The organism is Pseudonocardia sp. ICBG601 (genome assembly GCF_020496245.1).
In genome coordinates this window covers 1-25,637 of the sequence record NZ_JAHLJA010000038.1, presented here as the reverse complement: position 1 = coordinate 25,637, position 25,637 = coordinate 1, and the positions used below count along the sequence as shown (strand labels likewise).

At 72.5% G+C, this 25,637-nt stretch carries 25 protein-coding genes and 1 pseudogene; 10 read left to right on the top strand and 16 right to left on the bottom strand.

Translation table 11 applies throughout. From position 1 onward, the window contains the following. Positions 1-26: 26 nt before the first annotated feature. From KPL57_RS72115 to pepN, 3 genes are all read left to right on the top strand, one after another. Positions 27-362: a transposase gene (locus KPL57_RS72115; RefSeq protein ID WP_374203714.1), complete on the top strand. Its 336-nt coding sequence runs from the start codon at positions 27-29 to the stop codon at positions 360-362. Next, positions 292-816 carry a transposase gene (locus tag KPL57_RS14350; protein ID WP_226352001.1) on the top strand — a complete coding sequence of 175 codons (525 nt, stop codon included), beginning with the start codon at positions 292-294 and terminating at the stop codon, positions 814-816. Before KPL57_RS72115 ends, KPL57_RS14350 begins: the two co-directional genes overlap by 71 nt. A gap of 139 nt (positions 817-955) precedes the next feature. Further along, entirely contained in the window at positions 956-3,562 is a 2,607-nt protein-coding gene (gene pepN / locus KPL57_RS14345; RefSeq protein WP_226352000.1) for an aminopeptidase N, read from the top strand. Positions 3,563-3,628: 66 nt separating this feature from the next. Here pepN and KPL57_RS14340 read toward each other — a convergent pair whose 3' ends face one another. From KPL57_RS14340 to KPL57_RS14310, 7 genes are all read right to left on the bottom strand, one after another. Continuing rightward, positions 3,629-3,787 carry a hypothetical protein gene (locus tag KPL57_RS14340; RefSeq protein ID WP_226351999.1) on the bottom strand — a complete coding sequence of 53 codons (159 nt, stop codon included), beginning with the start codon at positions 3,785-3,787 and terminating at the stop codon, positions 3,629-3,631. Positions 3,788-4,119: 332 nt separating this feature from the next. Then, complete coding sequence (locus tag KPL57_RS14335) at positions 4,120-5,301, bottom strand: ATP-binding protein (protein WP_374203715.1); 1,182 nt, start codon at positions 5,299-5,301, stop codon at positions 4,120-4,122. 481 nt (positions 5,302-5,782) lie between these two features. Beyond that, positions 5,783-6,454 (bottom strand): response regulator transcription factor, encoded by a 672-nt coding sequence (locus KPL57_RS14330; protein ID WP_020626929.1) that lies wholly within the window; start codon positions 6,452-6,454, stop codon positions 5,783-5,785. An 81-nt stretch (positions 6,455-6,535) separates the two neighbouring features. Continuing rightward, entirely contained in the window at positions 6,536-7,015 is a 480-nt protein-coding gene (locus KPL57_RS14325; protein WP_020626928.1) for a DUF5130 family protein, read from the bottom strand. Beyond that, positions 7,002-7,256, bottom strand: coding sequence for a hypothetical protein (locus KPL57_RS14320; RefSeq protein ID WP_226351997.1), 255 nt, complete (start codon positions 7,254-7,256; stop codon positions 7,002-7,004). The genes KPL57_RS14325 and KPL57_RS14320 overlap by 14 nt, the downstream gene beginning before the upstream one ends. A gap of 11 nt (positions 7,257-7,267) precedes the next feature. Next, a complete protein-coding gene (locus KPL57_RS14315; RefSeq protein WP_226351996.1) occupies positions 7,268-8,698 on the bottom strand; it encodes a DUF2252 domain-containing protein in 1,431 nt (476 codons plus the stop codon). After that, positions 8,695-9,270, bottom strand: a complete 576-nt coding sequence (locus tag KPL57_RS14310) for a TetR/AcrR family transcriptional regulator (RefSeq protein WP_226351995.1) — start codon at positions 9,268-9,270, stop codon at positions 8,695-8,697. Before KPL57_RS14310 ends, KPL57_RS14315 begins: the two co-directional genes overlap by 4 nt. 96 nt (positions 9,271-9,366) lie before the next feature. Here KPL57_RS14310 and KPL57_RS14305 point away from each other — a divergent pair, with 96 nt between their 5' ends. Next, a complete protein-coding gene (locus KPL57_RS14305) occupies positions 9,367-10,296 on the top strand; it encodes an NmrA family NAD(P)-binding protein (protein WP_226351994.1) in 930 nt (309 codons plus the stop codon). Here KPL57_RS14305 and KPL57_RS14300 read toward each other — a convergent pair. Then, positions 10,266-11,615 carry a UDP-glucose/GDP-mannose dehydrogenase family protein gene (locus KPL57_RS14300; protein WP_226351993.1) on the bottom strand — a complete coding sequence of 450 codons (1,350 nt, stop codon included), beginning with the start codon at positions 11,613-11,615 and terminating at the stop codon, positions 10,266-10,268. The two genes, KPL57_RS14305 and KPL57_RS14300, sit on opposite strands and share 31 nt — an antisense overlap. Positions 11,616-11,730: 115 nt before the next feature. On the opposite strand from KPL57_RS14300, the gene KPL57_RS14295 reads away from it, so the two are divergent. Beyond that, a complete protein-coding gene (locus KPL57_RS14295) occupies positions 11,731-12,405 on the top strand; it encodes a GPP34 family phosphoprotein (RefSeq protein ID WP_226351992.1) in 675 nt (224 codons plus the stop codon). 4 nt (positions 12,406-12,409) lie between these two features. On the opposite strand, the gene KPL57_RS14290 is transcribed toward KPL57_RS14295, so the two are convergent. Together KPL57_RS14290 and rfbB are read right to left on the bottom strand one after the other, a co-directional pair. Then, positions 12,410-13,009, bottom strand: coding sequence for a dTDP-4-dehydrorhamnose 3,5-epimerase family protein (locus KPL57_RS14290; protein WP_226351991.1), 600 nt, complete (start codon positions 13,007-13,009; stop codon positions 12,410-12,412). After that, the gene (rfbB, locus tag KPL57_RS14285; RefSeq protein ID WP_075310749.1) at positions 13,006-13,968 is read right to left on the bottom strand and encodes a dTDP-glucose 4,6-dehydratase; all 963 of its coding nucleotides are present in this window, start codon (positions 13,966-13,968) and stop codon (positions 13,006-13,008) included. The genes KPL57_RS14290 and rfbB overlap by 4 nt, the downstream gene beginning before the upstream one ends. Positions 13,969-14,041: 73 nt before the next feature. Here rfbB and rfbD point away from each other — a divergent pair, with 73 nt between their 5' ends. The 4 genes and pseudogenes from rfbD (at position 14,042) to KPL57_RS14265 (ending at position 18,537) form a co-directional block, all read left to right on the top strand. Then, positions 14,042-14,887, top strand: coding sequence for a dTDP-4-dehydrorhamnose reductase (gene rfbD / locus KPL57_RS14280; RefSeq protein WP_226351990.1), 846 nt, complete (start codon positions 14,042-14,044; stop codon positions 14,885-14,887). Next, positions 14,884-15,771, top strand: a complete 888-nt coding sequence (gene rfbA / locus KPL57_RS14275) for a glucose-1-phosphate thymidylyltransferase RfbA (RefSeq protein WP_226351989.1) — start codon at positions 14,884-14,886, stop codon at positions 15,769-15,771. Before rfbD ends, rfbA begins: the two co-directional genes overlap by 4 nt. A gap of 356 nt (positions 15,772-16,127) precedes the next feature. Then, positions 16,128-17,633 carry a sugar transferase gene (locus KPL57_RS14270; protein ID WP_226351988.1) on the top strand — a complete coding sequence of 502 codons (1,506 nt, stop codon included), beginning with the start codon at positions 16,128-16,130 and terminating at the stop codon, positions 17,631-17,633. A 107-nt stretch (positions 17,634-17,740) separates the two neighbouring features. After that, positions 17,741-18,537 (top strand): annotated as a pseudogene (locus KPL57_RS14265) (transposase family protein). Positions 18,538-18,594: 57 nt separating this feature from the next. On the opposite strand, the gene KPL57_RS14260 reads toward KPL57_RS14265, so the two are convergent. The 5 genes from KPL57_RS14260 to KPL57_RS14240 form a co-directional block, all read right to left on the bottom strand. After that, complete coding sequence (locus tag KPL57_RS14260; protein WP_226351987.1) at positions 18,595-19,071, bottom strand: hypothetical protein; 477 nt, start codon at positions 19,069-19,071, stop codon at positions 18,595-18,597. Between the two features lie 82 nt (positions 19,072-19,153). Further along, a complete protein-coding gene (locus tag KPL57_RS14255; protein WP_226351986.1) occupies positions 19,154-20,437 on the bottom strand; it encodes an NAD(P)H-dependent oxidoreductase in 1,284 nt (427 codons plus the stop codon). Next, entirely contained in the window at positions 20,437-21,009 is a 573-nt protein-coding gene (gene rfbC / locus KPL57_RS14250; protein ID WP_020628444.1) for a dTDP-4-dehydrorhamnose 3,5-epimerase, read from the bottom strand. The genes KPL57_RS14255 and rfbC overlap by 1 nt, the downstream gene beginning before the upstream one ends. Before the next feature lie 58 nt (positions 21,010-21,067). After that, entirely contained in the window at positions 21,068-21,637 is a 570-nt protein-coding gene (locus tag KPL57_RS14245; RefSeq protein ID WP_226351985.1) for a DUF4232 domain-containing protein, read from the bottom strand. Positions 21,638-22,030: 393 nt separating this feature from the next. Continuing rightward, on the bottom strand, positions 22,031-24,034 hold the full coding sequence (locus KPL57_RS14240; RefSeq protein WP_226351984.1) for a DUF222 domain-containing protein: 2,004 nt from the start codon (positions 24,032-24,034) through the stop codon (positions 22,031-22,033). A gap of 347 nt (positions 24,035-24,381) precedes the next feature. Between KPL57_RS14240 and KPL57_RS14235 the strand changes: the two genes are divergently transcribed. Next, complete coding sequence (locus tag KPL57_RS14235; RefSeq protein WP_374203713.1) at positions 24,382-25,164, top strand: transposase family protein; 783 nt, start codon at positions 24,382-24,384, stop codon at positions 25,162-25,164. 80 nt (positions 25,165-25,244) lie between these two features. Here KPL57_RS14235 and KPL57_RS14230 read toward each other — a convergent pair. Next, positions 25,245-25,637: glycosyltransferase (locus KPL57_RS14230; protein ID WP_226351983.1), on the bottom strand; the 393-nt coding region annotated here is incomplete at its 5' end.

The following is a 25,637-nucleotide window of genomic DNA, read 5'->3' as shown; positions in this document are numbered from 1 at the left end:
CCCTCGGACACCAGTGATGCCAGTGGGTGGTGATCGAGCCGTTGTTTACCGCCGCTCGCGCGGCGGGGCGGCCTGTTTGCTCATGCTCGTCTCGGGACGTGCTGGACGCGATCTTGTATGTCGTGCGGACCGGGTGTGCCTGGCGGCGTTGCCGGTGGACTTCCCGCCCTGGCAGACCGTCTACTGGTACTTCAACCAGTGGGAACAGCAGAAGGTCACCGAGAAGATCCTCCCGGTCGTGCGGGGGCAGTTACGTATCGCCGAGGGCCGTGATCCGGACCGAGTGCGGGGATCATCGATTCCCAGTCGTCAAGGGCGCCGACACCGTCGGCCAGGACTCCCGCGGCTACGACGCCGGGTAAGAAGACAGGCGGACGGAAACGGTTCATCGTGACCGACACCCTCGGTCTGCTGCTGACCACGATGTTGTGCTCGGCCTCGGTACAGGACCGCGACGGCGCCAAGCCGATCCTGCTCAACCTCTACCTGCGCACCAGGGTGCGGTTCGTCTACGCCGACGCACGGGCTCGCCGGGCGAGCTGCCGACTGGGCCGCCACGATCCTGCAGACAACGATCGAGATCATCCGCAAGCCACCGAGCAGCGCGGATTCACCGTCCTCCCACGAAGGTGGGTGGTCGAACGGACCCTGGCCTGGCTCACCGCACACCGACGCCTGGCGCGCGAGACTACGAACGCCACCCCACCACATCCGAAGCATGATCCGCTGGGCCGCGATCAACACATCACCCGCCGCATCGCCCGTGGATACCCCGCCACCCGCCAGCAGAAACACACGACACCCTCAACCCACTAGAATTTCCAAACACGCTCTCAGCAGCAGCAGTCGTCATGTACGGACACAACGCACGCCACGCGCCCCCGATTCCTCGGACCGCGTCGCGCCCACACCGTGATTGGATGCCGGACGACACCACTCCCCGGAGAGGACCTACGTGACCCCGCCCAACCTCACCCGTACCCAGGCCGAGGAGCGCGCCGCGCTGCTCGACGTGTCGACCTACGACGTCACGATCGACCTGACCGACGGCGCCGGAGCCCCCTCCGAGCGGACGTTCGCGGTGACCACGACGGTGCGCTTCACCGCCACCGAGCCCGGCGGGAGCACCTGGATCGAGTGGGTCGGCGACGGCATCACCTCGGCCACCCTGAACGGCGCCGACCTCGACGTCTCGGGCTGGACCGAGGAGGACGGCCTCGCGCTGCCCGGTCTGGCCGCCGACAACGAGCTGACGATCGTCGCGACCGGCCTCTACACCAACACCGGTGAGGGCCTGCACCGCTTCGTCGACCCGGTCGACCAGGCCGTCTACCTGTACTCGCAGTTCGAGACGGCCGACTGCAAGCGGCTGTTCCCCTGCTTCGACCAGCCCGACCTCAAGGCCCGCTACACCCTCACCGTGACCGCGCCGGAGGACTGGAAGGTCATCTCCAACGCGCCGGCGACCGTCGAGGGCGGGGTCCACCGCTTCGAGCGGACCGAGATCCTCTCCACCTACCTGGTGGCGCTGATCGCGGGTCCGTACGCGAGCTGGCACGACACCTACCGCGACGAGCACGCCGAGATCCCGCTGGGCATCTACTGCCGCGCCTCGCTGGCCCCGCACATGGACCACGAGCGGATCTTCACCGAGACCCGCCAGGGCTTCGACTTCTACCACCGCAACTTCGGGGTGACCTACCCGTTCGGCAAGTACGACCAGCTGTTCGTCCCCGAGTTCAACGCGGGCGCGATGGAGAACGCCGGCGCGATCACGTTCCTGGAGGACTACGTCTTCCGGTCGCGGGTCACCCGCACGCTCTACGAGCGCCGCGCCGAGACGATCCTGCACGAGATGGCGCACATGTGGTTCGGCGACCTCGTGACCATGCGTTGGTGGGACGACCTGTGGCTCAACGAGTCCTTCGCGACCTGGGCGAGCGTGCTGTGCCAGGCCGAGGCGACCGAGTACACCGGCGCCTGGACGACCTTCGCGAACCTCGAGAAGTCCTGGGCCTACCGGCAGGACCAGCTGCCCTCGACGCACCCGATCGCCGCGGACATCCCGGACCTGCAGGCCGTCGAGGTGAACTTCGACGGCATCACCTACGCCAAGGGCGCGTCGGTCCTCAAGCAGCTCGTCGCCTACGTCGGGCTGGAACCGTTCCTCGCCGGGCTGCGCGACTACTTCGCCGCCCACGCCTGGGGCAACGCCACCTTCGACGACCTGCTGGGCTCGCTGGAGAAGGCGTCGGGCCGGGACCTGTCGGACTGGGGCGCGCAGTGGCTGCGCACCACCGGCCTGAACCTGCTGCGCCCGTCGTTCCAGATCGACGACGCCGGCAGGTTCACCTCCTTCGACGTCGTCCAGGGCGGAGCCCGGCCGGGCGCCGGTGAGCTGCGCACGCACCGGATCGCCGTCGGCGTCTACGACGACGACCCGGAGACCGGCAAGCTCGTCCGCACCCACCGCGTCGAGCTCGACGTCTCCGGCGAGCGCACGCCCGTCCCGGACCTGGTCGGGGTGCCCCGCGGCAAGCTCGTCCTGGTCAACGACGACGACCTCACCTACTGCGCGCTGCGCCTGGACCCGGGCTCGCTCGCGACCCTGGTGGACCGCATCGGCGACATCGCCGAGTCGCTGCCGCGCACGCTGTGCTGGTCCTCCGCGTGGGAGATGACCCGCGAGGCCGAGCTGAAGGCCCGCGACTTCGTCACCCTGGTCGCCGGCGGGTTCGACACCGAGTCCGAGATCGGCGTCGTGCAGCGGCTCCTGCTGCAGGCCCAGACCGCGACGGCGTCGTACTGCACCCCGGAGTGGGCGCAGGGCCGCGGCTGGCCGCTGCTGACCGACGCGCTGCGGTTCCGCCTGGACACCGCCCCGCCCGGGTCCGACGTCCAGCTGGCGGTGGTCAACGCGCTGACCGCCTCGGTGCTGCCGGAGAACACCCTGGACCGGATGAAGGGCTGGCTGCTCGACGTCGACGTGCCGAAGGGCCTGACCGTCGACGCCGACCTGCGCTGGCGGCTGCTGCACGCACTCGTCGCGCACGGGAAGGCCGGCGAGACCGAGATCGCCGAGGAGGCCGAGCGCGACGCCACCTCCACCGGGGCGCGGCAGGCCGAGCGGGCCCGCGCGCTGATCCCGACCGCGGAGGCCAAGGAGCGGGCGTGGCAGCGCGCCGTGCACGACGACTCCCTGCCGAACGCGATCAACGAGTCGGCGATCTCCGGGTTCTCCCACCCCGCGCTGTCCACGGTGAACCCCGGCCTGCTCGACGGCTACGTCCGGCGCTACTTCGACGAGATCGACGGCGTGTGGGCCCGCCGGACCTCGGAGCTGGCGCAGAACGTCGTCGTCGGGCTGTTCCCGTCCTGGGCGGTCGCGGAGCCGACCGTCGCGGCGGCGGACGCCTGGCTCGCCGACGAGTCGAAGCCGGCGTCGCTGCGCCGGCTCGTGTCCGAGGGGCGCGCCGGGATCGTGCGCGCGCTGGCCGCCCGCGAGTTCGATGGTCAGGCCACTCCGGACCCGGAGCGGACCACCGCGGTCCAGCAGCCCTGACCCACACACGAACGGCGCCCCGGGAGTCCGTGCTCCCGGGGCGCCGTTCGTATGTCGGGGTGTGGGTCAGCGGCGGCGCAGCCACCGCCGCAGGGGGTTGGCCGGCGCCGGTTCGTCGGCGGAGCGGAAGCCCGCGCAGACACGCGGCCCGCAGCTGCCGCAGTCGGTGCCCGGGCGGTAGTGCTCGTGCACCTCCTCCGGGTGGCCACAGGTGCACAGTCCCACCTGCGGTACGGCGGGCGCGGCGGACCGGCCGGGGTCCGGGGCTCGGACGGTGTGCGCGGCCGGGGCAGCGCCGGGACGGGCTGCAGGCCCGTCGGCGGTGTCAGGACCGCGGCCGTGGGGGCGGCGGGGGTCCTGCGGTCGGTGCCGTCGTTCTCGTGCGCCATGTGACCTCCTTCGTGCCGGCGAACGGCAGCGCGGACGACCATTGCGTCATCGCACCGTGCCGTTGCGTCACCCAGTATGAGATCGCGTGGGGCGCGTGGGAATGGCTCGGAGCGACGAATAGACCTTCCGTGGACGGAACGGCAGCTCACGGACACGGAGTCACCCGATCAGCGGGCCACCGGAAGTGTGAGTACGGCGAGACAGCCGCGGGGTGCGTGCACCGTACGGAGCACCAGGTTGCCGCCGTGCTCCTGAGCCAGCTGGGCGCTGATGTGCAGCCCGAGCCCGGAGCCGCCGGCGGCCTCGTCGTGCCGCCCGCGGACGATCTCGAGCTGCTCCTGCCCGTCGGGCAGGCCGGGGCCGTGGTCGCGGACCTCGACGGCACCAGCCCCGGCTCGTCGGCGAGCCGGGCCCGCACCACCACCGGGGTCCGGGGCGCGTGCCGGTCGCAGTTGGCCAGCAGGTTCGTCACGACCTGGCGGGTCAGCGACTCGGGCGCCGCGACCGGGGGCAGGTCGTCCTGGGTGTCGAGGGTGATGGAGCGGCCGTCGCGCAGGTCCACCAGGGTGCGCAGGGCCGCCCCGACGTCGTGCTCGCCGCCGGTGTCCGCCCCCGGCGGGGAGGCGACCGGGGCGTACGCCGGGCCGAAGTCGAGCAGGGCGGCGTCGCTCCGGTCGGTCGTCGGGTCGGCCGCGGCGTCGTCGACGGCGACCGGGGTCTGCAGCATCTGGCGCAGCCGGTTCAGCTCGGCGAGCACCGCCTCCCGCATCCGGTCGACCTGGGGGTCCTCGCCGCCGGGGCGGGTGGTCAGCAGCTGCGCCGCTCCGGCCAGACCGGCCAGCCCGTTGCGCAGCTCGTGGTCGCGGTCGGCGGTCTGGCCGGTGGCCCGTTCGAGCAGCGCCGAGGCCTCGCCGAGGGTGTCCTGGAGCTGGTCGTAGTCGTCCTGCATCCGGGTCACCGTGCGCAGCGCCATGGTCAGCAGCGCGGCGAGCACGACGCCCATCCCGAGCACCCGCAGCGACGGGTAGACCAGGCCGGCCATCGGCTCCTGGCCGGGCACGATCGCCCGGTACAGCTGCGACACCGCGATGATCAGCAGGCCGAGCCCCATGCGGGCCCGGACCCGGCTCGGGCGCCGGTAGCCGTCGAGCAGGAACAGCACCGCCACCAGGCCCAGCCGCTCTGCACCACGACCGAGTACAGCGGCGAGGTCGCCAGCATCCGGGTGAACGGACTCTCCGCCTGCGACGCGACGACCCCGCCGACGACGAGGGCCGACCGCGGCCAGCGCCCAGCCGCCCCAGGCCCCGAGGACCGGCGGCGGCCGCAGCCCGGCGACCAGGATGCACAGGCTGATCACGAACATGGTCAGCACGGCCAGCCGCGGGGTGCCCGCCGGGTACTGGGGCAGGACCAGCGCGGACAGCGGGAGGAGCACCACGCCGTAGAGCAGGAGGGCGGCCCCGAACCACGACGGACGGGGGTCACCGGACAGCCGGCCCGTCACCAGCGCGACGATCGCCGCCGCCGACCCGACCGCGGCAGCGACGAGGGTGAGCACCGCCGGCGCGTCGGAGAGGTCGACCCGGCCGTCGACGACCGCGGGGCGGCTCACGGCCACCACGACGACGGTCATCACCGCGACGACCAGCACGTCGGTCAGGTGACCTGCCAGGAACCGGGCCCGCCGCTGCGGCCCCAGGACCTCGCCGACGACACCGGACGCCACGTCGTCTCCGCTCTGCAGATGTCGCCGGACTGGTTGAGAACGCGATGATAGGACTCGTCATTCTCGGTGGCCCCCGGCGGCGGCGCCGAGGGCCGAACGGGTCAGATTCCGGCGGCCTTGCGGTACAACGCGACGGCCTCCAGCTGGGAGCCGACCTCCAGCTTGGTCAGCACCGCGCGGATCTGTGTCCGGACCGTCGCCAGCGAGACGACGAAGTGGTCGGCCACCGACTGCGCCCGCTTGCCGCCCGCCAGCAGGGCGAGGACCTCGCGCTCGCGCTGGGTGAGCCTGCCCAGCTTCTCGTGCAGGTCGCGGCGCTCGTGCTCCCGGTCGCGGTGCAGCCGGATGAACTGCTCGCGGCGGCCCGGCGGCATGATCGAGCGCCCGGCGTGGGCCTCGCGGATGGCGCTGAGCAGCGCCGGGAACGGCGCGTTCTTCGGCACGAAGACGAACCCGCCCGCGTCCAGGGCGGCGCCGACCCGGCCGGCGTCGGAGCTGCCCGACAGCACCACGACCCGCCAGCCCGCCTCGCACAGGGGGCCGACGAGCCGGACCCCGTCGATGCGGTTGCCCTCCGGATCACGCCCCAGGTCGAGGTCGAGCACGATCAGCCCGGGCGTGACACGCCGGGTGTGCTCGAGCACGGCCGCCGCGGAGCGGACCGGGAGGAACGTCGCGTCCTCACCCTCGGCGCGCAGGTTGAGGGCGAGGGCGGACCCCACCAGCTCGTGGTCGTCGACGATCAGGATCGGGCTGCCGGTGGGCCCGGTCACCGCTCGGTCCTCCCACTACGCGACATGCTGACACCTTAGAGCCGTGACACCGATCGTGGTGGCCCACGGGTGGCCCCCGGTTCAGGGGCGGCTTCCGGCCTGGTCCGCCAGCATCCTCAGCCCGGACAGGATCCCACCGAACAGATCGCCCTCCTTGAAGGACGCGACCATGCTCATGAGAGCGAGCTTGGCGCCGCGGTCGGGGAGGCGGACCTTCGCCTCGGCACCGGTCACGATCTCCAGCAGGCGCTGCTCGGGGCTCACGGCGACGAGCACCGCGTCGTCGTGGTGGTCGATGCGCCCGTGCAGGTCGACCGCGGTCGCCCGCGCGTCCGAGCCCAGATCGCCCAGGTACAGCGCGAACCGCAGACCGGTCTCGCGGCTGGCCAGGTAGAGGGCCTCGTCCAGGCGGGTCAGCTGCACCGGGGTGAACGGGTGCGCGGCAGCGGACGGCTCGACGAAGTTCTCGGCCACCGAGAGGCGGCCGGAGTTCGTGACGACCGCCCCTTCGGGCAGGTCCTCCTCGTTGCCGGTGAAGACGGCGAGGTCACCACTTGCCACCGGTACCTCCTCGGGTGTCGCCGCCCTCGGACGGGGCGGTGTCGCCGTGTCCGGCGTGCGCGGCGTGGTGCCCCGCGCCGGACGGCTCGGCGATCCAGAACAGCGGCTCGTACGGCCAGGGGGCACCCGCGCGGTAGCGGGGGCGGTTGCTCCGGTTCCGCATCGCGATCCAGCCCCAGATCGCGAAGTAGAGGACAGCCGGCGCGACCACGAAGACCAGCAGGGTTTCGACGACGGTCACGGGGCCAGAACCTAGCCGATGGCCGTGCCCGGCACCTGCTCAGGTGTCCGATCCGACAGCCGCCCGGACCGCACCGCGCGGACCAGTGCGTCATGATCGGCTTCGGTCTGGTCGGCGTAGGCCCTGGCGAAGGTCGTCAGCGCCCCGGCCACCTTGCCGCCCTTGCCCAGGTAGCCGGCGATCATCGACGCCCCCGAGGTGCGGGCGTGCCCCTTGGCGAGCAGCTTGCCGCAGACGTCGGCGTAGTCGGCCAGGGCGGTGGCGTCGAGGGTGTCGGGGACGATCGCGCCCTTCATGTCGCGGAACTGGCGGACGTAGTACTGGCGGCCGTTGATCGTCGTCCAGCCCAGGAGCGGGTCGGAGACGGTCTGCAGGGCCTGCTGGTACTCCACGACCCGCTGCCCCTGGTGGGCGTGCCACGCCTCGCCGCCGTGCACCCACGGCGCGACGACGGACCGGCGCGCCTGCTTGAGCTGCAGGAACAGCACGTCGTCGGGGCTGGAGCCCTCGCAGAGCACGAGGTAGGCGCGCAGCCCGACCGAGCCGACCCCGACGACCTTGTGGGCGACGTCGACGGCGTGGTAGCCGCCGAGGATCCGGCTCCAGTGCGGCGGCAGCGTCGTGAGGTAGCCGTCGAGGGCGGCCAGGATGCGCGCGGTGTGCTCGTCGTCGGGGTGGGTGATCAGCGGCGGCTCGGTGACGATCCGCCGCGCCCCGCCCTCCTCGGTCACGAACCGGGGCAGCGCGAGGGCGCTGGCCCGCCGGCGCGCCCGCTCGGCGGCCTTGTCGATGGCCCGGCGCGAGGTCTCGTGGTCGGCGTCCGAGCGCAGCGTGTCGACGTCCATGACGTCGAACGAGCGGGCGAGCAGCGGCTCGTCGGCGAGGTGGCGCAGGTGCTCGGCGTAGGAGGTCACGCAGCGGGTGACGGCCTCGCCGCACTGCTCCTCGGTCGCGCCGGAGACCCGGCCGGCGACCCAGGTGGAGGACACCAGCCGGCGCAGGTCCCACTCCCAGGCGCCGGGGTGGGCCTCGTCGAAGTCGTTGAGGTCGAAGACGAGGTCGCGCTCGGGCGAGGCGTAGAAGCCGAAGTTGCCCAGATGGGCGTCGCCGCAGATGACGGGGTGCACGCCGGTCTCGGGCAGCACCGCGAAGTCCGCGGCGTGCAGGGCGGCGGCGCCGCGCAGGAACGCGTGCGGCGAGGCGGTCATCCGCTGGATCCGCAGCGGGACGAGCTCGTGCACGCGCCCCGCGTTCTGCGCCTCGACGACGTCCACCGGGTCGGCCCGACGCACGTCCGCCGACCACGTGGCGAGCCCGGACCGGGGCGCGACCTTCCGCAGGCCCTTCCCGATGCGGTAGCGCTCCGCGCGTGGCGTCGAGGCCCGCTGCAGCGAGTCGAAGGCCGCGCGGTCCGATCCGGCGAGGACGGGGTGGGAGGTCACGCCTGCGTTCTACCGCAGCCGGACGTCCGCAGCCCCTCCACGGTCAACCGCAGCAGCCTCCGTGCGGCAGCCGGATCCTCTCCCGCGGCCGTGGACACGGCCGCGGTGAGGGCGACGACGTCCTCGGGGCGGGCGTCGGGATGCAGACCACCCGCGGCCGCCGCAGCGGCGACCAGCGGGTGGGCGGCGGCACACACCCGGTCGCTGTGGCACACGGGGGCCTCCGGCGACGGCTCGGCGAGCAGGACCTCGACCATGCCCCGGGCGGACGCCACGTACTGGACGAACTCGTCGAGCCAGACCCACAGCGCGGTGGCGGGCTCGGCGCGGCAGAGCGCCTCGGCCCGGGCGCAGAGCGTGTCGACGCCGTCGGCGAACACCGCCTCGAGCAGCACCCTGCGGGAGGCGAAGTGCCGGTGCAGGGTCGCCGACCCGACACCCGCCCGGCGGGCGATCTCCTCCATCGACGCCTGGGCACCGTCCCGCGCGACGACCTCCATCGCGGCTCTGAGCAGGCGTTCCCGGTTGCGGAGGCGGTCGGCCCGTGGGGTGGCCGTGGCGTCGCGCGGCATGGGATCTCCCGGACTGCTCGACAAAACGGGGTGGTCCTCCATATCGTAGCGGACAGAAAACGGGGGACCACTCCGTTTAAACGGGAGGAGCACGTCATGAACGCACCGGTTCTGGTCACGGGGGCGACCGGCAAGCAGGGCGGGGCGGCGGCCCGGGCACTGCTGGCCACGGGCACGCCGGTCCGGGCGCTGGTCCGTGACCCCGGCACCGCCGCGGCGCGGGCACTGGCCGACGCCGGCGCCGCGCTGGTCACGGGCGACCTCGACGACCCCCCATCGGTGACGGCGGCCGCCCGCGGCACCCGCGGGGTCTTCTCGGTGCAGATGCCCGACCTGGAGGACCTGCTCGGCGGCCGGGAGCTGCGCCACGCGGCGTCGATCGCGTCCGCCGTGCGGGAGGCCGGCGTCGCGCAGGTGGTGCACACCTCGGTGTCCGGGGTCGCCGAGCTGGGACGCCCCGGCGCCATCGACCCCGGGGTCTGGGGTGAGCACATGGCCCACTACTGGCGGTCCAAGGCCGCCGCGGAGGACGCGATCGCCGGGGCCGGGGCCCGGTGGGTCACCCGGCTGCGGCCGGCCACGTTCATGGAGAACTTCGTGCCCTGGTCGCCGTACCTGGTCGGCGGCGACGCGCCGCGGATGCTGCTGGCGATGGACCCGGACCGCACGCACCCGTTCGTCGCGGTGGCCGACATCGGGGCCGCGGCGGCCGCCGCGTTCGCCGACCCGGACCGGTTCGACGGCGTCGCGCTCGACCTGGTCGGCGAGCGTCTGAGCTACCGGCAGGCGGCCACGGCGCTCACCGAGGCCTGGGGTGTGCCGTTCACCCTGACCGAGAGCCCCGAGCAGGCCGTCGCGGAGGGGATGGCCGAGGTGTTCCTGCAGGCCCACGCCTTCCTCGACGCCCACCCCCGCGTCGTGGGCCCGGAGCGGGCCCGGGAGTTCGGGCTCGACCCCGTCGGCTTCGCGGCGTGGGCTCGCGCCGTGGGCAGGCCTCAGACGTTGCGCCTGCCCAGCGCGCGGTAGGTCCAGCCCGCGGACTCCCAGGTCTCACGGTCCAGGGCGTTGCGGCCGTCGAGCACCCGGCGGGTCTTCACGACCGTGCCGAACGAGCCAGGGTCGAGCTCGCGGTACTGCTTCCACTCGGTCAGCAGCAGGACGACGTCGGCACCCTCGGCAGCCTCCTCCGGGGTGTCGACGCAGTCCAGCTGCGACCAGTGCCGCCGCACGTTGGGCAGCGCCTGCGGGTCGGTCACCCGGACGTTGGCGCCCTGGAGTTGCAGCTGCGCGGCCACGTTCAGCGCCGGGGAGTCGCGGATGTCGTCGGAGTCGGGCTTGAACGCCGCGCCGAGCACGGCGATCCGCTTGCCGAGCAGCGAGTCGTCGCACACCTGGCGGGCGAGCTCCACCATCCGGATCCGGCGCCGCATGTTGATGTTGTCGACCTCGCGCAGGAAGGTCAACGCCTGGTCGGCGCCCAGCTCCCCGGCACGGGCCATGAACGCCCGGATGTCCTTGGGCAGGCAGCCGCCACCGAAGCCGAGCCCGGCGTTGAGGAACTTGCGGCCGATCCGGTCGTCGTGGCCGATCGCGTCGGCGAGCTGCTTCACGTCGGCGCCGGTGGCCTCGCACAGCTCGGCCATCGCGTTGATGAAGGAGATCTTGGTGGCGAGGAAGGAGTTCGCGGCGGTCTTGACCATCTCCGCGGTGGCGTAGTCGGTGACGACCTTCGGCGTGGCGTCGGCGACGATCCGCGCGTAGACGGTGTCCAGGACCTTCTCCGCGTCCACGTCGGCGGCCACACCGGACAGCGACGGGACGCCGTAGACGAGCCGGTCCGGGTGCAGGGTGTCCTGCACCGCGAACCCCTCGCGCAGGAACTCCGGGTTCCACGCCAGCGCGGCGCCCGGCACCCGGGCGGCGACCTGCTCGGCGAGCCGGGCCGCCGTGCCCACCGGCACCGTGGACTTCCCGACGACCAGCTCGCCGGGGCCCAGCACCTCGATCAGCGACGCCGTCGCCGCCTCCACGTACGTCAGGTCCGCGGCGTACTCGCCGCGCCGCTGCGGGGTGCCGACGCACACGAAGTGCACCGCCGCACCCCGGGCGTCGGCCATGTCCGAGGAGAACGACAGCCGGCCCGAGTCCAACGACCGGCGCAGCAGCTCCTCGAATCCCGGCTCGAAGAACGGGACCCGGCCCGCGGCCAGTGACTCGGCCTTCGCGACGTCGGCCTCGATGCCGACGACCTCGTGGCCCAGCTCCGCCATCGACGCCGCGTGCACGGCACCCAGGTAGCCGCACCCGATCACGGAGAGCTTCAGCCCGGTGGTGGTATCCGACATGGGCGGAGGCTATCTCCCCGTCCGGGGGACGGGTCGCGCACGTCGGGCAGTGGGCGTGAGGGTGACGCTGCGGCGGCGCGACGGTGCCGTCGGCCGGGCGATAGCGTCACCGGGTGTGAGGACGCTGCTGCTGGCCGAGGAACTGCTGCTGCTCGGGCTGGACCGGGCGACCGGCCGGATCAGCGACCGGTTCGACGCCCGGGTGCTGCCGGTGGCGCTGGTGCGCGACCTCGTCGACGCCGGTGCGCTGCACCTCGACGCCGGTCCCGCGGGTGCCGGGGAGCCTGCCGACACCGTGACGCCCTCGGGCGGGGAGCCCGAGCACCCGGCCCTGGCCGCGGCGCTCGCCGCGGTGACCCACGACGGCACCGACTCGGGCTCGCGGACGGTCACCGCGGCCGCGGTGCACCTGGCGCGGACCCCGGCAGGGAGCGCGGGCGGCGCCGTCGGGCAGCTGGTGGCCGACGGGGTCCTCGGCGCACAGGAGTACCGGCGGTTCGGCCTGTTCCGCCGGGTGCACCTGACCGAGCAGGACCCGGAGCCCGCCCGCGCGCTGCGGACCCGGCTCGCGTCGGCGCTGGTGACCGACACCCCGCCCGGCGACCGCGACGGGCTGCTGCTCGTGCTGCTGTCGCACAGCGACCTCGCCGCGGACGTGCTGCCGCCGGAGATCGACGCCGGGACGCGGGAGCAGGCGGCGCGGCGGGCGGCGCTGCTGGCCGAGGGCGCCGCGCGGGACCCGTTCGTCCGGGCCTACTTCGCGGTGCGGTCCGGCTGGGCCGGCAACTGAGCGGCTACCCGCGCAGCTGCGCCAGGCGGGCGCGGCAGTCCTCCCAGGTGGGCAGGGCACCCGCGGCGAGTGCCTCCTCCAGGGTGGGCGCGGCGCGGTCCTTCTCCGACAGCACCGGCTCAACCCCCTCGAGCCAGGGCAGCGCGAGCGCCGGGTCCAGCGGGCTGATCCCGTGCTCGGCCGCCGGTGCGTACGACGTCGAGCACAGGTACCCGACGACGGTGGTCTCGGCGAGCGCCTGGAAGGCGTGCCCGAGCCCCTCGGACAGGTAGAGCGTCCGCGGGGAGGCGGCGTCGAGCTCGACGGCCTCGAACCGCCCGAACGTCGGCGACCCGACGCGCAGGTCCACGACGACGTCGCGGACGGCACCGGCGGCCACGTAGAGGTACTTGGCCTGGCCGGGCGGCACGTCGGCATAGTGCACGCCGCGGACGACCCCGCGCGTCGACACCGACTGGTTGGTCTGGGCGACGGTCAGGTCGAACCCGAGCGCGTCGCGGAACGCCGGGCCCTGGAAGGGCGCGGTGAACGAGCCGCGGTGGTCGGCGAACGTGGTCGCCTCGAACAGCCAGGCCCCGTCGATCGACAGCGGTGTGGCCTTCATGCCCACCAGCTCCGGTGGTCGCGGTACCAGGCCACCGTCGCGGCCAGGCCCTCGTCGAAGGGCACCCGAGGGGCGTAGCCGAGCTCGTCGCGGATCTTCGACCAGTCCACCGCGTACCGGCGGTCGTGTCCCTTGCGGTCGGCCACCCGTTCGATGCGGTCCTCCCCCACACCGACGGCCGCGAGCAGCGCACGGGTCAGGTCCAGGTTGGTCAGCTCGGTCCCGCCGCCGATGTTGTAGACCTCTCCGGCGCGGCCCGCCGTGGCGGCCAGGGCGATGCCGCGACAGTGGTCGGAGACGTGCAGCCAGTCGCGGATGTTGAGGCCGTCGCCGTAGAGCGGCACGGTGCCGCCGTCGAGCAGCCGTGTGGTGAACAGCGGGATCACCTTCTCCGGGAACTGGTACGGCCCGTAGTTGTTCGAGCAGCGGGTGATCACCACGTCGAGGCCGTGCGTGCGGTGGTAGCTGCGTGCCAGCAGGTCGCTGCCCGCCTTCGCGGCGCTGTAGGGCGAGTTCGGCTCCAGCGGGTGGGTCTCGGGCCAGGAGCCCGACTCGATCGAGCCGTACACCTCGTCGGTGGAGACGTGCAGGAACCGGCCGACGCCCGCGTCCAGTGCCGCCTGCAGCAGCACCTGGGTGCCGAGGACGTTGGTCGTCACGAAGTCCGCCGCACCGGTGATGGAGCGGTCGACGTGGGTCTCGGCGGCGAAGTGCACGAGCAGGTCGGCGCCGCCGTCGAGCACCTCCGCGACGCGGCGCGGGTCACGGATGTCGCCCCGCTCGACCGTGAGCCGCGGGTCGTCGGCGACGGGGGCGAGGTTCTCGATCCGGCCGGCGTAGGTGAACGCGTCGAGCACCCGGACCTCGGCCCCGGCCAGCTCGGGATGCTCCCCGCCCAGCACCTCCCGGACGAAACAGGACCCGATGAACCCGGCCCCCCCGGTCACCACGATGCGCACGTGCCCTCCCCGCTCACTGTCCGCCCCCACCAGCGTGTCAGAGTCGGTCGCGACGATATCCGGAGGTGGGCGAGTGCGCGCGTGTGTGCTGGGGGCGAACGGGCAGCTCGGGCGGGCGCTGGTCGCCACCCGGCCCGATGCGGTGGCACTCGACCGTGCGGCGCTGGACATCGGCGACGCCGACGCCGTCGCCGCGCACGACTTCACCGGCGTCGACGTGGTGTTCAACGCGGCCGCCTACACCGCCGTCGACCGCGCCGAGACCGAGCCGGCCGGCGCGTGGCGGGCCAACGCGGCGGGCCCCGCGCACCTCGCCGCGGCGGCCCGGCAGCACGGCTTCCTGCTGGTCCACGTCTCCACCGAGTACGTCTTCGACGGCACCGCGCCCGGCCCGGTGCCGGAGGACACCCCGCTGTCCCCGCTCGGGGTGTACGGCGCGTCGAAGGCCGCCGGGGAGCTGGCGGTGCGGGCGGCGCTGCCGGATCGGCACGTGATCGTGCGCACCAGCTGGGTCGTCGGCGACGGCGGCAACTTCGTCGCGACCATGGCGCGGCTGGCCCGCGACGGGGTCCGCCCCGCCGTCGTCGACGACCAGGTGGGGCGGCCGACGTTCGCGCCCGACCTGGCCACGGCGCTGCTCGTGCTGGCCGGGTCCGGGCGGCACGGCACGTTCCACGCGACCGGCGACGGCGAGCCGGTCAGCTGGTACCAGCTGGCCCGGGAGGTGTTCGCCCGCTGCGGCCGCGACCCCGGCGACGTCCGCCCGGTGTCGAGCAGCGAGTACGCCGCGGACAAGCCGCACCTGGCCCCCCGCCCGGCGAACTCGGTGCTCGACCTGTCCCGCGCGACCCGGGCCGGTGTCGCGATGCCCGCCTGGCGCGACGGGCTGGACCAGGTCCTCGCCCGGGCCCCGCGGTGAAGGGCATCGTGCTGGCCGGCGGCACCGGGAGCCGGCTGTTCCCGCTGACCGCGGCGGTGTCCAAGCAGCTGCTGCCGGTCTACGACAAGCCGATGATCTACCACCCGCTGACCACGCTGATGCTGGCCGGGATCCGGGACATCCTGCTCATCTCCACCCCGCACGACCTGCCCGGCTTCCGGCGTCTGCTCGGCGACGGCAGCCGGCTCGGCCTACGGATCACCTACGCCGCCCAGGAGCACCCCAACGGCCTGGCCGAGGCATTCGTCATCGGCGCCGACCACGTCCGCGGCGGGCCGTCGGCGCTGGTGCTCGGCGACAACATCTTCCACGGCGCCGGGTTCGGCGACCTGCTGCGCCGCCGCGCCGCCGAGGTCACCTCCGGCGACACCGGCTGCGTGCTGTTCGGCTACCCCGTCCGCGACCCGCAGCGCTACGGCGTCGGCGAGGCCGCCCCCGACGGCACCCTGCTCTCGATCGAGGAGAAGCCCGAGCACCCCCGCTCGGACCGCGCGATCACCGGCCTCTACTTCTACGACGACCGCGTCGTCGACATCGCCGCGCGCATCACCCCGTCGGCCCGCGGCGAGCTCGAGATCACCGACGTCAACCGCGCCTACCTCGAACAGGGCCGCGCCCGCCTGCAGGACCTCGGACGCGGCTTCGCCTGGCTCGACACCGGCACCCACGAATCGCTGATGGAGGCCGGCCAGTACGTCCGCGTCCTGGAGAACCGCCAGGGCATCCGGATCGCCTGCGTCGAGGAGGTCGCCCTGCGGATGGGCTTCATCGACGCCGACGCCTGCCACGCCCTCGGGGCACGGCAGGCGGGCTCGGGCTACGGCGAGTACGTCATGGCCGTCGCGGATCAGTTCAGGTCGTAGATCCGTTACTTTCCGTAATCAACTGGCTGCATTGGCCACGTCGGCACGACACACTCTCTCATAACACTGTGCGTTCTCCTTGAAAGAGCAAGCAGAGCAAAGGAGTGATGCACGCCCCACGTTCGCCGATGTAACGTACGGAACGTGCGTGACGAGCGTGCAGGTCGTACGGCAAGTTCCCAAGGACACCTCCGAACGGACTAATACCGTGCCCGCAGCTCGGCCCGTCTCTGCGATTGGTGGTTACTCATCGTGACAACGCCGGCACCACCCTCCGCTACGCTCCGTCGCACGAACACGCGGTCCGCGGTGTGGTTCTCGTTGTCGCAGAGCACCTTCCGAAGGGCCGGCCGGCCATGAGCTCCGGATCGATGCAGACCCGTCGACCCGGGAGCGCCACGCCCCGCACCCGCCACCGGCTCGTGGACCGGCGGCCGGTCCGGGCCGCGGGCCCCGCCGGACGGGCCGGGTCCGGGGCGCGGGCCGACTCCTCTGCCGCGCCGGCGCCGGTGCGCAGGCTGTCCGCGCGGGTCAGCCTGGTCCGGACAGCGCTGGTGCTGACCGACGTGGTGGCCGTCGGGATCGCCGTACTCGTGGTCGCGCCGACCGGCGGCAACGGAGTCGTCGCCGCGTCCGTGCTGCTGCTGGGGGTGCGCTCGGCGGCCCGCCTGCACCGTTCCCGGCTGCGGCTGTCCTGGTTCGACGACCTGCCCCGTGAGCTGGCCGCCCTCGTCGTGACGATGGGCCTCCTGCTGGCCGGGGCGATGGCCGTGCAGCAGAGGCTGGACACCCGCATCGACGTCGCCGGACCGGTCCGGGTCGTGCTGCTGGCCACCCTGCTCGCCCTGGTCCTGCGCGCCGTGGCGCTGTCCGCCGCCCGGCTGCTCCGGGTCCGATGGGCCGTCGGCGAGCCCACGCTGATCGTCGGCACCGGGTCGCGGGCGGTGGAGCTCGACGAGACCATGCGGGCGCACCCCGAGTACGGCCTGCGCCCGCTCGGTCACGTCCTGTCCGAGGACCTCGACCTCCTGGTGGAGCGCGAGCGGGCGGCGCTGGCGGCCCGGATCCGGGCCGCCACCGAGCAGCACCGGGTGCGCGTCGTCGTGTTCGCCTGTCACACCGTCGACGACGCGGCCGTCCTCGACGCGGCGATCGAGGCCCGTCGCGACGGACTCGACGTCCTGCTCCTCCCCTGGCTCTCGGAGCTGGTGCACGACCACTCCGGCGTCGAACGGCTGCGCAGCATCCCGCTGCTCCGGCTGCCCGCGGACCCCATGAACCGGCTCTCCTGGCGGCTCAAGCGCCTCGCCGACATCGTGGTGTCCGCATCGGGGCTGGTGCTGACCTCGCCACTGCTGCTGGCGGTCGCGGTCGCGGTGCTCGTCGAGAGCGGGCGGCCGGTCATCTTCCGCCAGGAACGCATCGGGCTGGGCAACAAGCCCTTCACCGTCCTCAAGTTCCGCAGCATGCGGCCGGTCGACGAGCGCGAGCAGCAGACACAGTGGTCCATCGCGAGCGACTCCCGGGTCGGCCCGGTCGGCAGGTTCATCCGCCGCACCTCGTTCGACGAGCTGCCCCAGCTCTGGAACATCCTGCGCGGCGACATGAGCCTGGTCGGTCCGCGTCCGGAGCGGCCGTCGTTCGTGGAGCGCTTCGCCACCGAGCACGAGCGCTACACCGCCCGCCACCGCGTCCCGGTCGGACTCACCGGGCTCGCCCAGATCTCCGGGCTGCGCGGTGACACCTCGATCGCCGACCGGGTCCGGCACGACAACTACTACATCGCGAACTGGTCTCTGTGGCTCGACGCCCAGATCGTCGTGCGCACCGTGCGGGAGCTGGTCCGACGCGGCCAACACTGAGCCTTTTTCAACCTGACGTTTGTGCTGGTCAGGGGCGTGAAGGCCGGCCGGGGTGGGGCTCCTGGTAGACGGATGGGTGTCGAACCGTCGTCTGCCAGGAGCCCCGTGTGCTGTCCTACCCATCCGGGATGAACGTGTCCAGCCGTAGCGTCCGTGATCTTGCTGATCTTCTCCGGGGGCATCGGCGTCAGCGTGGAACACGCTGGCGCCGGCTCTCAGCCGGTCGGCAGGCCTTGCTGGTGCTCGCCTACCTGCGTAAGGCGAGACCTACGCTGCCCTGGCCTGCGGGTTCGCGGTGAGCACCGCGACGGTGTACCGGTACCTGACCGAGGCGATCGGTCTGCTCGCCGCGCTCGCCCCGACCCTGGAACAGGCCATCACCGTCGCCGCTGGGAAGGCGTTCGTGATCCTGGACGGCACGCTGCTGCGTATCGACCGGGTCGGCATGACATCCGGCTACGACCGGGCGTTCTACTCCGGCAAACACAAGTGCCACGGCCTGAACGTGCAGGTCATCGCCGACCCCGTCGGCAGGCTGGTGTGGATCTCCCCACCGCTACCCGGAGCCCGGCACGACATGGGTGCCGCCCGCGCCCACGGGATCATCGACGCGGTCAACACCGCCGGGGTGCGGGCGATCGCTGACACCGCCTACCAAGGCGGCGGGCCCGCGATCACCGTCCCCCACCGACGCCGCCGCCGCGACCTCGACACCGGCCGGTACCGGCCCCTGTCAGCGAATCAGAAAGCGGTCAACGCCGCCCACGCCCGACGACGGGCACCCGGTGAACGGGTCAACGCCGAGCTGAAGAACTGGAAGATCCTCCGCAAGATCCGCTCCAGCCCCAACCAGGCCACCCAGCTCGTCGCCGCGGTCCAGACCCTCATGATCACAGCTACCTGACCAGCACAAACGTCAGGTTGAAAAAGGCTCACTGAGCGGTGGCCGGGAACCGGCGGCTCAGAGCGGCAGGTACCCCGAGAGCACGACGGCCATGGCGACCGCGGCGGTGAGCACGACCAGGACCGCGGCGACCCTCGTCCGGCGGCGCGTGGTCGTGGGACCCGGCGACGTGGCGGACCCCGGGTCCGGCCACACCGGCTCGCCCGTCCAGCGGGCGGCCGGCCACGGGGCGACGCCGTCGTGCTCCCGGCGCGCGGCCGCGGTCAGCGCCGCCGCCCGGTCGGCCGTGGCGGGGTCGACTCCCCCGTCCCCGGCCAGCGCGGCGAGCAGCGCGCGGGTCGCGGCCTCGTCGTCGGGCAGGATCCGCCCGCGGACGATGCCGCGGACCCGCGCCACCGGGGTCCGCAGCCTGCGCGCGATGTCGCGCTCGGACCGGCAGCCGTTCCGGTCGTGGACGGCGTCGAGCAGGTCCAGGAGCTCGCGGTGCGGGCCGTGCTCGGGCCAGGACGTCCGGTCGAAGCGGCGCAACGGCACCCGTCGCCTCCTCACGCAGGATGATCGTTCGATCACCTGTCGCATTCGGGCGGGCCGGCGTTACGCAAAACTGATGAGTCGCTCAGGCGAAGAGCTTCTCCTGCTCCTCGCGCAGCACGTCGACGAGCCGGCCCGGGGGCAGGGTCACGTCGTCGTAGGTGAGCACGGCGTCCTTGGCGACGTCGCGGGTGAGCGTGCACCCCTCCGCCACACCCATCGGGAGCAGCCGCTCCGACCGCGTGACCGGGGAGGCCTCGGCGACGCCGTAGGTGTCGTAGCCGCCCAGCCCGTCGAGGGTGTGCCCGGCCCGCAGGTCCTGCTTGGCGGTGGCGACGACGTCGACCCGCTGCCCGGCGGGCGGGCTCAGCGCGGCGTCGGCGAAGTCCACGGCCCGCACGATCGTGTTCGGGACCTCGAAGTGGCACAGGTGGTAGGGCGTGTAGAAGCTGTACAGCGGGCCCTCGCCGAGCTTGTACAGGTTCAGGTAGTGGCGCTGCTTCGGGTCGTCGTGGGTGCCGAGCACGTAGATGCCGGGGCCCGGCTTGGCGCCGACCACGTAGTCCACGACCCCGCCGAGCTCGCGCAGCTCGTCGACGTCGTAGGCCTGCGTCAGCTCGTCGACGTGCCCGGCGTGGTCGCGCCCGTACATCCCGCGCTTCCCGACGGTGAAGCCGAACGCGTTGGCCACGATCGCCTGCTCGAACGACACCTTGGTGCCGTCGGCGAAGCTGGTGACCATGTAGGGGTCCTGTCCCCACTTCTCGGCGAACGCCTGCTGCGTGGTGGGGGTGCGGTACTCGTCCTGCAGGCCCTTGATGTTGCCGGCGACGAGCGGGGTGACCCCGATGCCCTTCACGAAGCGCAGCAGGTTGGCCTGGACGCCGGGCTGGTCGCCGTCGGCGCCGGTGAGGACGACCCCGGCAGCGCGGGCGCGGTGCGCGAGCAGCGGGCCGACGGTGCCGTCGAGCTCGGCGTTCATCGTGACGACGGGCAGCCCGCGCTCGATCGCGGCGACGGTGACCCGCGCGCCGAACTCCACCGCGCCGGTGACGTCGACGAGCACGTCGATGTTCTCCGCCGCGAGCAGCGCGAACGCGTCCCCCAGCACCGCCGGGACGCCCTTCGCGATCATCGCCTCGACCTGCGCGGTGCTCGACACCTCGACCGGCTCCAGCCCGGCCTCGGTGTAGGCACGCACCCCGGTTGCGACGGTGCGGTTGGCGATCGCGACGACGTCCATCCCGGGGGTGGAGTTCACGATCTGGTTGACCAGGCCGCGGCCCATGAACCCGGCACCGACCAGGCCGACCCGGATCGGTCGGTTCTCGGCGGCGCGCTTCGCGAGCGCGGTGTCGAGGATCAGCATCAGCGGCCCGCCGCCCCGGTGGCGACCGACGGGAAGTCGGCGTTGTCGGCCAGCAGGGGCCAGTTCGCGTCCTTGTCCGAGACGTGGTCGACCGAGTGCGGCCACGCGACGTCGAGCGCCGGGTCGTTCCAGCGCAGGCCGCGCTCCGCACCGGGGGTGTAGGGCGTCGAGACCTGGTAGATCGTCGTCGCGTCCGGGGTGAGGGTGAGGTAGGCGTGCGCGAAGTTCCGCGGCACGTACATCGCCCGGTAGTTGTCCTGGGACAGCTCGGCGCCGAACCACTGCAGATAGGTGTCGGAATCGGGGCGCAGGTCCACGATCACGTCGTAGATCGCGCCGCGGACGCAGCGGATGACCTTGACCTCGGCGTTGGGCTCCAGCTGGTAGTGGAAGCCGCGCAGGGTGCCCGCCTCGTGGTTGTACGAGAGGTTGCACTGGGTGATCGTCGGGTCGAGCCCGGCGTCGGTGAACTCCTGCTCGCAGAAGGAACGCGCGAAGAAGCCACGGTCGTCCTCGAGTCGCCTCAGGTCGATGAGAGCCGATCCGGGGAGCGGGGTCGGATGGATGTCCATGCCCCCTCTTGTACGTCACGACCGTGGCTTCGTTAACCGCAGGGTGGCGACGCCCCGGTCACACCGACCCGGGCGCCACCGGGTGGATGTAGGTGCCGGGGCGGGTCGCACCGTCCTGGCGGAGCACCGGACCCTGGTCCCACCTCAGCGTCGTCGACGTGGTCTCGTCCGGCGCGGTCACGACGATCTCGGTCGGCGTCCAGCTGTCCCCGGGCAGCCAGGTGATGACGGTGTGCGCGGTGCCGCCCGGCTTCACGACGAGCGTGGTCGGCTCCTCCGCCGCGCGCGGCAGCGAGTAGGACGGCCCCCACTGCGGGTCGTCCGGTCCGCGCAGGTCGACGCCGCCGAAGCCGGTCATGGTGCAGGGCGCGGCCGAGGTGTTGCGCCAGACGATGGTCGTGTCCTTCTGGTCGTTGCCGAGGGTGGTGCCGACCGACGCCTCGAGGCTCTGGCTGGTGCAGCGGGCGACCTGACCGGCTTCCCCGGTGGGCTGCTGCGCCGCAGTCGTGGGCGGGGACGACAGCGCCGCCGGCGCCTGGTTCGCCGGCTCGGCCGCGCCGCCGCACCCGGCGACGAGCAGGCCGGCCGACAGTAGTCCGATCAGCAGTGGTGCGCGGTGAGTGGTCATGCGCGACACCGTTCTCCGGTTCGTCCGATCACGCTGGGCCGCGGCGGCAGAACCACCCGGCCGTGACGACGACCTGTGACCCGCGTCGCCGGTAACGATCACCGGCTGCCGCCGAGGCCATTCCCGTGATCGCTGCTCCGTCCCGTGTGCCGGCCCTCGACGGCCTGCGCGGCGTCGCCTCCCTGGTCGTCGTGGTGAACCACTGCCTGATGACCGACCCGACGCTGGCCGCGGTGGCGGCCGGAACGGGCCGCGCGGCGCCGGGAACGCTCGCCTGGTCGCTGGCCTACACCCCACTGCACCTGGTGTGGGCGGGCACCGAGGCGGTGCTGCTGTTCTTCGGCTTCGTGCTCACCGGATCGGCGACCGGGACGGGTTCGGGTGGGGCTCCTACTACGCACAGCGGCTGCCCCGCCTGTACCTGCCGGTGTGGGCGGCGCTGCTGGTCGCGGCGGGCTCGGCCGCCGTGGTCGCACGTGGTGTGCCGACCGGCGGGACCTGCCGGGCGCGCTGCGCGACGCGGTGCTGCTGGGCGGCACCGGTTTCCTGGACAACCGCTGTGGTCGCTGACCTGGGAGGTGTGGTTCTCCCTGGCCCTGCCGGCGTACGTGCTGCTGGGTGTGGCGAGCCGCCGGCGGCCGTGGTTGGTGGTCCCGTCGGCGGCCGGGCTGCTGGCGGCCATGATCGCCGGGTCGGTGTTCGACGCCTGGTGTCCGGGGCCCGGGCACTGCAGATCGTGGGTGCGCTGCTGCTGGTGGTCGCGGCGCTGTGCCGACCTCCGGTGCTCCGCGTCCTGGAGCGGCCGTGGGTGCAGTGGCTGGGCAGCCGGTCGTTCAGCCTGTACCTGATCCACGACGCCGTGGTGATCTCGACGGTGCTGTGTTTTCGGCGGCCGGCCGCCGGTGTGGCTGACGGTGCTGGTCGCCGTGCCGGTCGCGTTGGTCGTGGCAGAGGTGTTCTTCCGGGTCGCGGAGCGCCCGGCGCACCGGCTGGCCCGCAGGATCGGTCGTCGTGTCGAGGGAGCGGCGCAGGTCCGGCCGGTGGCCTGACCCGGCACACCGGCCGGGCGATCACGACACCGGCCCGCGGCGCGGCACCGGCGCCGACGAGATCCTCGATCGGCACGGGTGGGTCGTCGCCGTGCGCGTAATGATCGTCGCCGCCGAGCAGGTCGGGACGGTGCAGGAGGTTGCGGCGCGGGCCGCCCGGTATCCAGGGCGGCGGGTGGAACACCGGGAATCCGCTGGTGACCACCACCAACCAGTCCCCCGTGTGGATCATGCGGTGGTGGTGCGCGCACAGCAGCACCAGATTGTCCAGGTCGGTGGCTCCGCCCGAGGCCCAGTGCACGACGTGGTGGGCCACGCACCACTGCGGTGGGGCCTCGCAGCCGGGGAAGGCGCACCCGCCGTCGCGTTGGGCCAGGGCCCGGCGCTGCGCCCGGGTCGCGAGCCGGTGTTCGCGCCCGACCGCCAACGGCTCCCCCGTGCCCGCGAGCACGACCGGCACCACCTTCGCGTCGCAGGCCAGCCGCAGCGCGTCCTGCGCGAGGACCGGCGCGGCCAGTCCGCCCGCACCGAACCCGAGCAGCGCCGTCCCGGTGGCCGTGGTCAGGGTCTCCAGCGGCACGGTCACGGTGAGCGCGACCGGCTGCCCGTTCTCGATCCCGAATCCGTCGGTCGCGAGCATGCGGCGGGCCAGTTCGGCCAGCCCGTCGCCCATGCGCTCGGCCGTCGATCGCTCGTCGCGCCCCGCTCCGGCCGGCCCGTCGGCAGGGGCCGGAGCGGACAGCGGCGACAGGGCGGTACGCAGCAGCGCCGCGGACTCGATGTCCAGCCAGCCCCGCGCCTCGAACCCCGCACCCTGCGGGCGCAGCGTGAGCCGGTTGCGCGACGGCGTGGGCTCCTGGGGACGGGGCCCGTCCGGGTCGAGCATCGCGATCGCGCGCCGGCCCAGCTTCTCCACCGCGTCGGGGTCCAGGCCGCGGGCGTGGTGGACCAGGTCGGCCTCCAGCGCAGGCCGATGTTCGTCGAGGTGCGGCGGGAGCGCAGCCAGCACCCGGACGATCACGCGGACGTGCTCGGGCGTCACCGCGCCCTCGGCGAACGCAGCGGCCAGTTCGGGGAGCTCGGCGTCGACCTGCTCGCCGGTGATCAGGAACAGCGGCGAGAGCTTCCGGGCGGCGTCGACGCGGGCGCGGGCGGTCGACAGCGACACGTTCTGCACCGTACGCAGCAGGTCCGCGGTGTGGCGGAAGCCCCGTGCCTCGGCCAGGCCCCGGGTCGCGACCTCCGCGACCAGCGCCACCAGGGCGTGGGACTCGCGGTTGATCCGCTCCTGGACGGCCGCGACCGCGAGGAGAAGCTCCTCGTCGCCGGTCTGCCAGGTTCCGTCCACGCACTCCACTATACTCGAACTACTGTTCGACTCATGGCGTCTGAGCTGGGCGGCAGCCGGGTGGAGACGAGCGGTCACTCCACCGCAAGCCAGGTCAGCGTAAGTCCCACCCGTACGCAGGTGGGCAACACGAGCGGAGCCTGCCAGCCGGGAGCTTCAGCCGTACGGAGTCACGCCACGCTGGACCGGCCTCGACCAGCCCGTCTGCCAGGTTGGCAAAGCCTCACTGAGCCTTTCCCAACCTGTTTGTGCTGGTCAGGGGTGTGAGGTGCGTGGCTTGTCGTGAGATGGGTGGGGCTCCTGGTAGACGGATAGCTGTCGCGCCACCGCCTACCGAGGAGCCCCGCGTGTTGTCCTACCCATCCGGGATGTCGATGTCCACTCGCACGGTTCGTGTCCTGGCCGGGCTGCTGCGCGGACATCGTCGCCGGATCGGGACCCGGTGGCGGCTCCTGACCCCGGCCCGTCAGGCCCTGCTCGTGCTCGCGCACCTACGTAAGGGCGAGACCTACACCGACCTGGCCAGCGGATTCAGAGTCGGGAAGTCCACGGTGTCCCGGTATGTCGCCGAGGCGATCGGGCTGCTCGCTGCGCTCGCGCCGACCCTGGAGCAGGCCATCACGGTCGCGGCCGGGAAGGCGTTCGTGATCCTGGACGGGACGCTGCTGCGTATCGACCGGGTCGGCATGGGCTCGGGCTATGACCGGGCGTTCTATAGCGGGAAGCACAAGTGTCACGGGCTGAATGTGCAGGTCATCGCCGACCCCGCGGGTCGGCTGGTGTGGATCTCCCCGCCGCTACCGGGGGCACGGCACGACATGGGCGCTGCCCGGATCCACGGGATCATCGACGCGGTCAACACCACCGGGGTGCGGGCGGTCGCTGACACCGCCTACCAGGGCGGCGGTCCCGCGATCACCGTCCCGCACCGACGCCGACGCCGCGATCTCGACACCGGCCGGTACCGGCCCCTGTCAGCGAATCAGAAGGCCGTCAACGCCGCTCACGCCCGACGGCGGGCACCGGGTGAGCGGGTCAACGCCGAGCTGAAGAACTGGAAGATCCTCCGCAAGATCCGCTCCAGCCCTCCCAGGCTGCTCAGCTCGTCGCAGCGATCCAGACCCTCATGATCACCACCGCCTGACCAGCACAAACAGGTTGGGAAAGGCTCACTGGAGAGAGTCGTCCAGGATCACGCATACTGAACGATTCAACGCCGCCCTTGCGCTAATGTCATGGCGAGGTGTCTGATTCTTGAAACGCTGACCTCCCAAGAGTGTTTGCTCTGCCACCACGAGGGTTCGATCGACATAGCAGGCTGATCGCAGACCTGACGTATTCCTCGACTAATATCTTGAACGTCATTCGGATTGACAAACACGGCATTATCTTGAAGTGTCTCACGGAACACAGGAATGTCGCTCACCACCGACTTCGTGCCGAAGAATGCCGCTTCGACCGGAGGCATCCCGAAGCCCTCATCGAACGACACGAAGACTAGCGCTCGAGTATTCTTGTACAACCACGTCAGCTCTGAGTCGCCGATATACCCAGTAAACAGAATCTCATTCCGATCTATCCCTTCGCGTGCGGATTCAGACAA

What these genes read in the sequence shown, in the direction of transcription:
- KPL57_RS14245 (WP_226351985.1), bottom strand. Translation starts at nt 21,637, where the DNA reads ATGACCACTCACCGCGCACCACTGCTGATCGGACTACTGTCGGCCGGC.
- KPL57_RS14255 (WP_226351986.1), bottom strand. Translation starts at nt 20,437, where the DNA reads ATGCTGATCCTCGACACCGCGCTCGCGAAGCGCGCCGCCGAGAACCGA.
- KPL57_RS14310 (WP_226351995.1), bottom strand. Translation starts at nt 9,270, where the DNA reads ATGCCGCGCGACGCCACGGCCACCCCACGGGCCGACCGCCTCCGCAAC.
- rfbC (WP_020628444.1), bottom strand. Translation starts at nt 21,009, where the DNA reads ATGGACATCCATCCGACCCCGCTCCCCGGATCGGCTCTCATCGACCTG.
- KPL57_RS14300 (WP_226351993.1), bottom strand. Translation starts at nt 11,615, where the DNA reads ATGTCGGATACCACCACCGGGCTGAAGCTCTCCGTGATCGGGTGCGGC.
- KPL57_RS14305 (WP_226351994.1), top strand. Translation starts at nt 9,367, where the DNA reads ATGAACGCACCGGTTCTGGTCACGGGGGCGACCGGCAAGCAGGGCGGG.
- KPL57_RS14290 (WP_226351991.1), bottom strand. Translation starts at nt 13,009, where the DNA reads ATGAAGGCCACACCGCTGTCGATCGACGGGGCCTGGCTGTTCGAGGCG.
- KPL57_RS14270 (WP_226351988.1), top strand. Translation starts at nt 16,128, where the DNA reads ATGAGCTCCGGATCGATGCAGACCCGTCGACCCGGGAGCGCCACGCCC.